General features: G+C 48.2%; 9 protein-coding genes. All 9 read right to left on the minus strand.

Going from position 1 to position 11,660, the window contains the following annotated elements; genetic code table 11:
* Nucleotides 1–247: 247 nt before the first annotated feature.
* Nucleotides 248–2,176 carry a threonine--tRNA ligase gene (gene thrS, locus KTG14_RS05970; protein WP_216970065.1) on the minus strand — a complete coding sequence of 643 codons (1,929 nt, stop codon included), beginning with the start codon at nt 2,174–2,176 and terminating at the stop codon, nt 248–250.
* A gap of 573 nt (nt 2,177–2,749) precedes the next feature.
* Complete coding sequence (gene dnaI, locus KTG14_RS05975) at nt 2,750–3,688, minus strand: primosomal protein DnaI (RefSeq protein WP_216970066.1); 939 nt, start codon at nt 3,686–3,688, stop codon at nt 2,750–2,752.
* Entirely contained in the window at nt 3,689–5,059 is a 1,371-nt protein-coding gene (locus tag KTG14_RS05980) for a replication initiation and membrane attachment family protein (protein ID WP_216970067.1), read from the minus strand. It lies immediately after the preceding gene.
* Nucleotides 5,060–5,071: 12 nt separating this feature from the next.
* Entirely contained in the window at nt 5,072–5,548 is a 477-nt protein-coding gene (gene nrdR / locus KTG14_RS05985; protein WP_216970068.1) for a transcriptional regulator NrdR, read from the minus strand.
* 121 nt (nt 5,549–5,669) lie between these two features.
* Entirely contained in the window at nt 5,670–6,053 is a 384-nt protein-coding gene (gene speD / locus KTG14_RS05990; protein ID WP_068461696.1) for an adenosylmethionine decarboxylase, read from the minus strand.
* Between the two features lie 311 nt (nt 6,054–6,364).
* Nucleotides 6,365–7,384, minus strand: coding sequence for a glyceraldehyde-3-phosphate dehydrogenase (locus KTG14_RS05995; protein ID WP_216970069.1), 1,020 nt, complete (start codon nt 7,382–7,384; stop codon nt 6,365–6,367).
* A 109-nt stretch (nt 7,385–7,493) separates the two neighbouring features.
* Complete coding sequence (coaE, locus tag KTG14_RS06000) at nt 7,494–8,090, minus strand: dephospho-CoA kinase (protein ID WP_216970070.1); 597 nt, start codon at nt 8,088–8,090, stop codon at nt 7,494–7,496.
* A gap of 9 nt (nt 8,091–8,099) precedes the next feature.
* On the minus strand, nt 8,100–8,969 hold the full coding sequence (gene mutM, locus KTG14_RS06005; protein ID WP_216970071.1) for a bifunctional DNA-formamidopyrimidine glycosylase/DNA-(apurinic or apyrimidinic site) lyase: 870 nt from the start codon (nt 8,967–8,969) through the stop codon (nt 8,100–8,102).
* A gap of 13 nt (nt 8,970–8,982) precedes the next feature.
* Entirely contained in the window at nt 8,983–11,619 is a 2,637-nt protein-coding gene (gene polA / locus KTG14_RS06010; protein WP_216970072.1) for a DNA polymerase I, read from the minus strand.
* Nucleotides 11,620–11,660 lie beyond the last annotated feature (41 nt).

Below are 11,660 nucleotides of genomic sequence, written 5' to 3' on the forward strand. Positions count from 1 at the left end.
GGTAGTGTCGCGAATAGCTTAAATGTGTAAACCGGACGATCCGGTTCACAGGCGCAAACAAAAAGCGGGCGAACCCCGAGGAGTTCGCCCGCCATAATATGACACATGCTAGTTGCATGTAAAAGTCAATCGTGTCTACCTGCCAACAATCGGTCGATCAGGTGAGAAGCGGGCGCTCCTGCTTGCACATATAAGTATTCAATAACCTAAATAAGAATATCACGCAGCGCTTTTACTGTCAAGCGCTTTAGCGAAGTTCAGATTGGACGAGTTTAAGGAAGTCTTCGAATGGCATGCTCTCCGAGTTCTGCTCGCCGTATTTGCGGACGTTGACCGAGCCGCTTTCGAGCTCCTTATCGCCGATAACGAGCATATATGGAACTTTTTGCATTTGTGCTTCGCGGATTTTATAGCCCAGTTTTTCGTCGCGCTCATCGATATCAACGCGCAATTTATGCTGCTGCATTTTCTCTTGAAGCTCTTTTGCGTATTCGCTGTGCACATCGAGCGATACCGGGATGATTTCCACCTGTACAGGTGCGAGCCAAGTTGGGAATGCGCCTTTGTATTCTTCGATGAGGAAAGCAACAAAACGCTCCATTGTCGAGACGACGCCGCGGTGGATGACGACTGGGCGGTGCTGTTTGCCATCTTCGCCGATATACGTCAAATCGAATTTCTCCGGTAATAGGAAATCGAGCTGGACAGTCGACAAGGTTTCTTCTTTGCCGAGCGCTGTTTTCACTTGAACGTCGAGTTTTGGCCCGTAGAATGCTGCTTCACCTTCTGCTTCAAAATAATCGAGGCCCAGTTCATCCATTGCCTCTTTCAGCATCGATTGCGCACGGTCCCACATGGCGTCATCGTCATAGTATTTTTCTTTATCCGCCGGATCGCGGTAGGATACACGGAACGAATAGTCTTTCAAATCGAAGTCTTTGTATACGTCGATGACGAGGTTGACGACACGTTTGAATTCTTCTTTGATCTGATCCGGGCGCACGAACAGGTGGGCATCGTTCAATGTCATGCCGCGCACGCGCTGAAGGCCGGACAAAGCACCGGACATTTCGTAGCGGTGCATCAATCCAAGTTCTGCGATACGGATCGGCAATTGGCGGTAGGAATGGATGCCTTGTTTGTAAATCATCATATGATGTGGGCAGTTCATCGGGCGGAGGACTAGATCTTCATTGTCCATTTCCATGACTGGGAACATATTTTCCTGATAATGATCCCAGTGGCCGCTTGTTTTATACAATTCAACGCTGCCCAACACCGGCGTATAAACATGATCATAACCCATGCGTTCTTCCTTATCGACGATATAGCGTTCAATGATGCGGCGGATTGTTGCGCCTTTCGGCAGCCACATAGGCAAGCCTTGCCCCACTTTTTGTGAGTTCATGAACAAGTTAAGCTCTTTGCCGATTTTACGATGGTCGCGTTCTTTCGCTTCTTCCAGCATTTCAAGATGAGCTTTCAATTCTTCTTTTTTGAAGAACGCTGTTCCATAGATGCGCTGAAGCATTTTATTGTCGCTATCGCCGCGCCAGTAAGCACCTGCGACACTCAAAAGTTTGAACTCTTTCAACTTGCCAGTCGATGGTACGTGGATACCACGGCATAGGTCGAAAAATTCACCTTGTTCGTAGATCGATACTTGCTCATCTTCTGGAATCGCTTCTAGCAATTCTAATTTATATGGATCGCTGATTGCCTCGAAACGTTGTTGTGCTTCATTTCTTGATACTTCCACACGGACGATGTCCAAGTTTTCGTTGATGATTTTCTTCATTTCTTTTTCAATGACTGGTAGATCTTCAGCCGTGATTGCCGACTCTGTATCGATATCATAATAGAAGCCGTTTTCGATGACCGGCCCTACACCCAGCTTGGCATCTGGATACAGGCGTTTGACTGCTTGAGCCATCAAATGCGCTGAGCTGTGGCGAAGCACTTCCAAAGCTTCTTCAGATTCCGGTGTAATGATAGCGATGTCGCCGTCCTCTTCAAGAGGTGCTTTCAAATCGACCAAGTTGCCTGAAAGCTTGCCCGCTACCGCTTTTTTGCGAAGGCCTGGGCTGATCGATTGTGCGATATCTTCAGTGGATGTCCCTTTGGCGAACTCTTTGACTGCGCCGTCTGGGAATGTTAATTGAATCATGTCTGCCATGTGAATCTCTCCTTTGAATGATTTAGATGAATGCGCTGAACCACAGGGTCTGGTTCAGCTCTTCGGCTTTTCTTGGTGTCTAGCTTCAGCGCCTAGCTCCTCGGGGTCTTAAGTCACCCTGGCTGTGCGGCATAAAGCGCCGCTTCGCCAGTGCGCCTTAATCCTGTCGGAGGGCCACAGGATGTGGGTCAGCTAACCGTTGCGACAGGACGTCGCGCACTTAGGTTAGCTTCCTCTTTCGGCAGCTTCCGCTTTTCTTTTTTTCCACACAAAAAGCCCCATCCCAAAAGGGACGAAGCTCTGTTCGTGGTTCCACCCTTCTTCTCTTCCACACAATTTTTGCGTGCGGAATGAAGCTCTGCATCGGCTAACGGGCCGGTACCGTCGCCTGCTACTGGTGTTCGCAGGCGCTGCTCGAAGGGGGTAAACAAAAACGCTGTGCCAGGAAGCTTTCAGCCGTGTCTTCCCTCTCTGTGTGCCATGCGCGATCGCTCATGTCCTTGTCATTGCATGTAAATCATTATTGATGATTCTTACTATACGATGAAAAAAATCAAAAGGCAATAGTTTCTCTTACTTGTTGCGGCGGTTTTCACCTTCAAGTTTGACGGGGACGGTCAATGCCTGGATGCGCTCCATGATGCGCGCTGCTTTCAAGTCTTCTTTTTCGCCGCGCTGTGAATAAGTCAAATGGTGTGCGAGTTCAGAATAGCTGAAGTTCGAGCTCATGAAAGTCGGCAATTTCTCCGCCATCCGGTAATGAAGGATCGTACCGAGCACTTCATCGCGCGTCCAGCTCGACATCGCTTCAGCGCCGATATCATCGAGCATGAGCACGTCGGCTCGTTTGACGTATTCGATTTTCTCTTGCAGCGTATGGTCGCCGATCGCTTGCTTCATTTCGCGCATGAATTCCGGCACGAATACGAGGACTGTTTTAACGTTGATCTCTGCCAGCTCATTCGCGACTGCGCTCAGCAAATAGGATTTACCAGTCCCGAACTTGCCATATAAATACAAGCCTTTTTCAGGGAGCGAGTCTGGCCCGGTTGCTTTCTCTAGGAAGTCATCGACCGCGCGGAAAGCAGGCAGCCTGCGGTCGTCCAGCTCGAAGTTTTCGATTCTCGCCGCCATCACTTCTTTTGGCATATACATGCTATGGATAAGTGAAGAGGCGTGGCGCTTATTGTCTTCAGCGGTCTTCAGACGGCATTTGGTGTATGAAATGCCAATATTGCCCCGCTCCAATACGAGATTCGGTTCGAATCCTTTCAGATGATTGATGCAGCCGCCGAGGTTCGGGCATTTATTGCAGTCATGGGATTGGTCGATATATTCGTATAGCTTGCCCAGTCCTTTATCCACTGTCGGCCCGTCGATTTCCTCTTCGTGTTCTTTGAGGAATTTAAGGACGCCGGGATGTTCCATTACTTCTTTCTTCATTGAATCATAGCGCTCGGAAAATGAGGGCGCATTGACCACTCGCTTCATCGTTTCACGAATCGGTTCCATCTAATCACCCTTTCTTTTCTTCAACGCAAGCTTCGCAAGCAATTTCTGTTTTTCCTGTTCGAGCTGTTCACTTGAAGCTCCTTGTCCAGGCGTTTCCACTTCGTCTTTCTTATTGAACCATTCAGGCAGCTTTTCTTCGCGGATCGGCTTACGGCCGGCAGATGCCGCTTTTTTAGGGGCGGCACCTGATTCGTTTTTCCATTTCATGTACTGTGTATGCTCGATGCGTGCAAATTCCATCGCCTGTTTGGCTGTCGTGACATTTTTCCTCAACCAATGTGAGGCAATTTTTTCTACATACGCTTTTGTCAGTTTCATATCCGTGCGCAACAGGACGTATTGAAGCAATACATTGACGACAGCCGGCTCCATGCCATGCTGTGTCACCAATTGGTTCGCTAATTGCACATCGGCCGGCAGCGGTTCTTTGCCGTCTGCAATATCGCGCAGCACTTGAAGCGGCGATGCCGATTCCAAATATGCGATCAACTCGTCTTCTTTATTTGCAGGCGCTTGTGGTGTGTCCGGTTGCTGCGTTTTCGGTTCTGCCTTTTTAACTGGCTCGAGTTTCGGCGCAGTGGTCGTGACGGTCATTTTATAATAATCGGAAGCAGCCTTGCGCAGCCCCTCTTCATCTATCCGGTAATCATCTTCGATCGCGAGCAATACGACTTTTTGCATTTCAAGCGGGCCAAAACCATAGAGAAACGAAAGCTTTACGATAAAATTGCGGATGGCCGGCGTCAACACACGCTTTGGCACAAGTTGTTCGGACAGTCCCTGGCGAAGTAGCGTAAAATCAAAGTCCTGTTCCATCTCATATTCCCCGTCCGTGCGTGCTTCAAGCTCTTTTTGGTCTGCAGGGTAACCAGACTTTGCATGAACCGGCTGGAAAATATCCGTGAAGGTTCTGGAAACTTCCTCGTATCCAGCAGTAAGCGGTGCTTGGATGACAAAACGGTCGCGAACCCGTCGATAAGAAGATTCGCCGATCTTGCTGAACAGGAACATCGACAAAAGCGGATCAGCAAAAAAGGTTTTGGGATCGAGCGGTGGGCATAGTTCATATATGAAGGAACGGCCTTCCCCGCCTTTCCGGAAAGTTTTCAATAGGCCTATCGCTTCGAGCTGGATGCGGGATTCGAAAATTGCCTTGGCCGGTTTTCCTAGCGTATTCATTAATGTGTAATGCGTCGAATCCTCTGACCGCATTTCCCCGTCCGCCCACAATGTCAAATAGAGGGAGATGGCATCCGACCCGATCATCGGTTGATAGAGCAACGTCAGCAATTGGCGGTCGTAATTGGAAAATGGATACGGCATGCGGATCCGATACAAGTCGGCGGGCTGGAGTTCTTTGTACATCGTCATGTATTCACCGCCTTATTTGGTGTCCTTGTCACCGGGATTGCGGTCAAGCAGATCCTTAAGTTCGTCAATGAAGACCGTAATATCTTTGAACTGGCGATAGACGGAAGCGAAGCGGACATAAGCCACTTCATCGATATCTGCCAAACGGTTCATGACCAGTTCTCCCACTTCTTCTGATTTCACTTCAGGATTGCCGCTCCGGCGAAGTTCTTTTTCGATATCGAAAACGACCTCTTCGAGCATGTCGAGCGAGACTGGGCGTTTCTCACACGCACGGATCAATCCACGCAACACTTTCTCGCGGCTGAATTCTTCACGGGAGCCATCTTTTTTCACGACAATCAGCGGCATTTCTTCCACTTTCTCGAATGTGGTAAACCGGTAACCGCATGCTTCACATTCCCGACGCCTGCGGATTGATTTCATTTCATCTATTGGCCGCGAATCTACAACGCGGGTGCCGTTATGCTGGCAAGCTGGACATTTCATGGTAGACATCTCCCCGAAAATTCTCTATCTGGTAGTAACAGTATAACAAAAAAATTCCCCAAACATTAGAAAAAGCAGAGGATTTTCTCCTCTGCTTGTGTTTTGCAATATTAGCGGTCAGTTACACCGTCAGTGACACTTTTGTCGCTCCGGCGCCGACTGGTCCCATGCCGCGTGGCACTTCAGTTACTTCGCTTTGCTTTGAGTTTAAAGCTTGTGCAATGTAATCAGCTGCAATTGTTGGATCAAGATCTCCACAAGTATATACATCAACACTTGCATACCCGTGTTCCGGGAAGCTGTGGATTGTCAGGTGTGATTCTGAAATAATGACTACGCCGCTGACACCCTGAGGTGCAAATTTATGAAAAGCGACTTCGCGGATTTCCGCACCTGATTTGAGTGCTGCATCAACAAAAGTCTTTTCGATATAGTCCATATCGTTTAATTTGTCAAAATCACACTGCCAAAGTTCTGCGATTACGTGACGTCCCATTGTTTCCATGGTTCGTTTCCCCCTTTGATAACATTTTGGTTTTGCGCAAAATATTCAAAGTTGACTACCACGGGGGAAAGTTAGTCCAGAGAGGTCCTAACCCTTTAAGCAGTCATAAGAATAATAATATACGCTCCTAATTCCTTGCTCTACGAATAAATAGAATTGAGAAGTGGCAGCCGTTTTTAGCTACGATTCATAGTATATGATGAATGTTTTCGAAATGCAATAAATAAATGCTCTCTTAGGAAAATTTTTTCAATACAAAGACAAAAAAAGATTCCGCTTTTCAATAAGAAGAAAAGCGGAACCTTTTTGCATTATTTTGAAGCGACAGCCATAGAATTGGCTACTTTTTTCATCAAGTCGACCACACGTGCCGAATAGCCCCATTCGTTGTCATACCAAGCGAGCACTTTGACTTTGCGATCGCCCATGACAATGGTTGTCAACCCATCAACAATGGCGGAACTTGGGTTCGTATTGAAGTCGATTGATACCAGCGGCTCCATCGTCAAATCGAGGATGCCTGCAAGCGCCCCTTCCGATGCTTCCGTGAACGCGCGGTTGACGTCTTCAACCGTCACATCCTGCTGGACATCGACGACAAGGTCGACAAGCGACACATTCGGCGTTGGGACACGAAGCGCCAAACCATGCACTTTCCCTTCCAGTTCAGGTAGAACCAAGGACAAAGCTTTCGCAGCCCCTGTCGAAGTCGGGATAATCGACTGTCCACAAGCACGTGCGCGGCGAAGATCCTTATGAGGGTTGTCCAAATTCTTTTGGTCATTGGTATACGCGTGGACAGTCGTCATCAATCCGTTTTCGATGCCGAATGCATCATTCAGCACTTTAGCGACAGGCGCCAAGCAATTTGTCGTGCAGCTGGCATTTGAGATGATGTGGTGTTTTTCGACATCCAATTTGTCATCATTGACGCCCATTACAATGGTGATGTCTTCGTTTTTACCTGGAGCAGTCAAAATGACCTTCTTTGCTCCCGCATCCAAATGAAGTGCAGCTTTATCGCGCGAGTTGAACTTGCCCGTCGCTTCGATGACGATATCGACGCCCAATTCCCCCCATGGGAGTTCCAATGGGTCGCGCTCGTTAACCAATTGAATACGCTTTCCGTTTACAACCAACGCATTTTCTTCCGCTTTCACTTCACCGGAGAAGGTACCGTGATTTGTGTCATACTTAATCAAGTGGGCAAGTGTTTCTGCCGGATAACCGGCGTTTACCGCCGAAATTGTCACGTCATCCATCAAAACTGCCTGTCTGAAAACCATACGGCCGATGCGGCCAAACCCGTTAATTGCAATCGAAACTGTCATGTATTTGTCCCCCAATTAAATAAGTCATACTCATATTTTCAATTCGATATATAGTATAACACATTATTCATTTTAGAGAACCTGAAAACAAAAGAAAGCGCATACTTTTTTATGGATGTGTCTGCCAATCATCCAATATGCGCATTAATTGGCGCTTTGTGTTATCCATAGATCCGTTGTTATCCAGCACTTCATCCGCACCTTGTTCTTTGACACTAAAGGGCAACTGCGATGCAATTCGCACTTTGGCTTCCTTTTCGGCTAATCCGTTGCGCTCCATGAGGCGCTTTAATTGCTCCTGTTCCGATACACTGACGACCAGAATTTTGTTGACCATATGCTGGAGCTTGCTTTCGAATAACAGCGGAATGTCCATGATAACGGTTTCATATCCTTCATCCAAAAATGCCTGGCGCTGCCTAAGCATTTCCCGGCGTATTGCCGGGTGGATAATGTCATTCAATTTTTTTCGGCTGGCTGGATCGTTGAAGATGATCGCACCGACTTTTTCACGGTCCATCGAACCATCAGCCCGTATTACTTCCGGGCCGAAAGCTTGTCCGATGCTGTTCAATGTCTCCGTTCCGGGCTCGACAACTTGTCTGGCGACCAGATCTGCGTCAACGACCGGATATCCCAAATCCTTGAGCATTTGCGAGACGGTGCTTTTGCCGCTCGCGATGCTGCCGGTGAGTCCAATGATCATGTATGTTCCTCATTTCTGGCAAGACGGGCAATAGACTGACGCCCGGCTCGCGATTTTCACTGTCTTGGTTTCGGCTCCACAAACCGTGCAAGTCTTTTTACCGTACATGCCAAAACGAGTCTGCATGCTGCCTGATTCCCCGTTAATATTGCGGTAATCGGAAATCGTGCTCCCCCCTGCTTCGATACTCTCGAGCAAAATAGCGGCAATAGCCTGGAACAATTCGATTTTGCGTTTGCGGCTGATGCGGTTTGCGGCACGTTTTGGGTGGATCTTCATGCGGAACAGCGCTTCTGTCGCATAGATATTGCCGCATCCTGAGATGACGGCGCCGTCCATGATAACTTCCTTAATTGGCTTATTACGGAATTTCGGGCTTTCCGCTTGCTGCAAAAACCATTCGAGGGCACCGTCGGCAAACGGCTCAGGTGCCATCAATAAGAGCGGCGGAAAATCCGCTTCCGTATCCAACACCCTCATTTCCCCAAAACGCCGGATATCTGAGAATGCCAGCAAATTGCCGTCATCTAGCGTCAGTACCACATGGACGTGGCGCCTGAATTTATCTTCTGGGATCGACAGCAGGCTGTCGACGAAAAACCATGCCCCCGACATGCCCAGATGATTGACGAGCAAAAATTCCTGCTCATTTTTCAAGGTCATATAAATATATTTGCTGCGTCGTTCGACAGCGAGTATTTGGGCACCAGTCAAGCGTTCTTGAAAGCTATCTGCTTCGATGCGCTTTAAGATCGCTTCTTTTCCTAAGTGCTTCGATTTTCGGATCGTCTCGGACACATCAACAGAGACGATGCGTTTGCCGATCGATACGGGGCGGATTTGCCGGACCACCCCTTCTACTTCCGGAAGTTCCGGCATCTTGCATTCCTCCTTATTTCGTATCGTACCAAGTATCTCCTGAAGCGATATCGACCTTCAATGGCACATTAAGCTTCACAGCCGACTCCATCACTTCAGGCACCAATCCCATGAGTTTTTCAAGCTCCTCCGCAGGCGCTTCAAAGATCAGCTCATCGTGCACTTGCAAGATCATCTTCGACTGAAGTCCTTCGCGTTCAAGCGCGATATCCATTTCGATCATTGCCTGCTTGATGACATCGGCTGCACTTCCTTGAATCGGCGTATTCATCGCCGTCCGTTCCGCAAAGCTACGCAAATTGAAGTTCGAGCTATTGATGTCCGGCAAATAGCGGCGGCGATTCATCAAAGTCGTGACAAACCCATCTTTTTTCGCTTGTTCGACGATTGATGTCATATAGCCTTGGACACCTGGAAAACTGGCTAAATACTGTTCGATAAATTCAGCCGCTTCTTTTCGCGTGATGTTCAAGTTCTGCGACAAGCCGTAGTCGCTGATGCCATAGACGATGCCGAAATTGACCGCTTTGGCAGCACGGCGCATGTCGGAAGTCACTTCTTCAAGCGGCACATTGAAGACGTCACTGGCCGTCTTCGTGTGGATGTCCAGATCAGATTGGAATGCTTCGATCAAGCTCTGGTCTTTCGACATATGGGCGAGTACACGCAATTCGATCTGTGAATAATCTGCCGCGACCATGATCCAGCCTGGGTGTGACGCGACAAACGCTTTACGGATTTTACGGCCTTCTTCCAGGCGCACCGGGATATTCTGCAAGTTCGGGTTCGTGGAACTGAGCCTGCCGGTCGTCGTCAAAGCTTGTTGGAAACGCGTATGGACCTTGCCGTCCTCGTGAATCTCTTTCAATAATCCTTCAATATACGTCGACAGCAATTTACCGAGCTGGCGGTACATCAGAATATGGTGGATGATTTCGTGCTTGCCTTCCAATTTCTCCAGCACATCCGCTGCAGTCGAGTAGCCGGTTTTAGTCTTTTTGATTGCCGGCAAGCCCAATTGCTCGAATAAGATAACTCCAAGCTGCTTCGGCGAATTGATATTGAATTCCTGTCCGGCAAGCGAATAGATTTCCTGTTCGATCATGCCAAGTTTGCGTTTCAATTCCACGCCCATGTCAGCCAATTGGCCGCGATCCACTTTGACTCCGAGCGATTCCATTTGGCCGAGTACTTTTGCAAGCGGCAGTTCCAATTTATCGTATAAATCGAATTGCTCGTTTTCTTCCAGCTTTTTGACGACAACAGGGCGTACATTGTAGATAGCTCTCGCTTTTCTCGCCATATGCTCATTCAGATCAGCTGCTTCTGGAACTTTTTTCTTTGCGCCTTTGCCGTAGACCTGCTCGTTGGTCGATACATCCGAATAGCCGTATTCACGCACAATGTCAGCCAAATCCGTATACTTTAGCGACGGATTGACGATATAAGCCCCGAGCATCAAATCAAAGTCAACACCATCGATTTTGATGCCTTTTCTGAGGAACGCCGCAGTCGCCGCTTTTGAATCCGACATGTATTTATGGGCAGCTGCATCCTCGAGCCACGCTTTCAACGCGTCCGATTGCTCCGCCACTTCCATCGGAATGACATAAGTCGCTTTGTCGGATGCTAATGAAACGCCAAGCAAATCGCAGCTATGGTAATGCTCATCGTATAGTTCCAGATGAACGGCCATGCCGTCTTCGAGCAAACTCTTATCGACTGTTTCTAGCACTTCGTAACGCAATTCTTCTTTCTCGGTTTCCTCAGCCGTATAATCCAGCTTCTCCAGTAATGATTTAAATGCGAGTTCATTCCATATGCGCACTAGCTCATCTTGGTCTGGGCCTTCATAATCGAGTTCATCGATTGACACTTCAACTGGCGCTTGGCGTTCAATCGTCGCTAGCTTTTTGGACAAATAGGCAAGCTCTTCATTTTCCACGAGCTTTTCTTTCATTTTTCCTTTTTGTTCCTCGATCGCTTCGTAAACGCCTTCCACCGACCCGTGTTTGGCGAGCAGCTTCAAGGCCGTTTTTTCCCCGACGCCTGGAACGCCCGGAATGTTATCGGAAGAATCACCCATCAAGCCTTTCATATCGATGATCTGCAACGGCGTCAGGCCGTATTTTTCTTGGATGTGATCCACTGTGTATTTCTCGATATCAGTGATGCCTTTTCGTGTAATGTAGACGACCGTCGAATCCGAGGCGAGCTGTGTTAAATCCTTATCTCCAGACACGACAACTACCTGATCACCCGCTTGTTCCGCCTGCAGGCTGAGGGTACCGATGATATCGTCCGCTTCGTAATTATCCAGTTCGTATTGTTTGATTTGGTAGGCTGAAAGCAGCTTGCGCAAATATGGGAATTGCTCAGACAGTTCCGGCGGAGTCTTTTGCCGTCCGCCTTTGTATTCTTTATACGCTTCGTTGCGGAAAGTTGTTTTCCCGGCATCGAACGCCACCATCATATGTGTCGGCTTTTCTTCCTCCAATAGCTTTTGCAGCATCGTCGTGAAGCCGTATACTGCATTCGTGTGCACACCATTATCGTTGGTCAATAGCGGCAGCGCGAAAAATGCGCGGTATGCCAGGCTGTTGCCATCGAGCAATAAGATTTTCTTTGACACAAAATTACCCCTTTCCATAAAAAAAGCCGTCATTCCCTTTATTTTATCACGCAGGCAAA

The sequence above is a fragment of the Planococcus sp. CP5-4_YE genome (assembly GCF_019042655.1).
GTDB lineage: Bacteria > Bacillota > Bacilli > Bacillales_A > Planococcaceae > Planococcus.

Bases quoted from the DNA above. Each gene is read 5' to 3' on its own strand.
- speD (WP_068461696.1), bottom strand. From the start codon at position 6,053: ATGGAAACAATGGGACGTCACGTAATCGCAGAACTTTGGCAGTGTGAT.
- KTG14_RS05995 (WP_216970069.1), bottom strand. From the start codon at position 7,384: ATGACAGTTTCGATTGCAATTAACGGGTTTGGCCGCATCGGCCGTATG.
- coaE (WP_216970070.1), bottom strand. From the start codon at position 8,090: ATGATCATTGGACTCACCGGCAGCATCGCGAGCGGCAAAAGCACCGTC.
- polA (WP_216970072.1), bottom strand. From the start codon at position 11,619: ATGGAAAGGGGTAATTTTGTGTCAAAGAAAATCTTATTGCTCGATGGC.
- KTG14_RS05980 (WP_216970067.1), bottom strand. From the start codon at position 5,059: ATGACGATGTACAAAGAACTCCAGCCCGCCGACTTGTATCGGATCCGC.
- nrdR (WP_216970068.1), bottom strand. From the start codon at position 5,548: ATGAAATGTCCAGCTTGCCAGCATAACGGCACCCGCGTTGTAGATTCG.
- thrS (WP_216970065.1), bottom strand. From the start codon at position 2,176: ATGGCAGACATGATTCAATTAACATTCCCAGACGGCGCAGTCAAAGAG.
- mutM (WP_216970071.1), bottom strand. From the start codon at position 8,969: ATGCCGGAACTTCCGGAAGTAGAAGGGGTGGTCCGGCAAATCCGCCCC.
- dnaI (WP_216970066.1), bottom strand. From the start codon at position 3,688: ATGGAACCGATTCGTGAAACGATGAAGCGAGTGGTCAATGCGCCCTCA.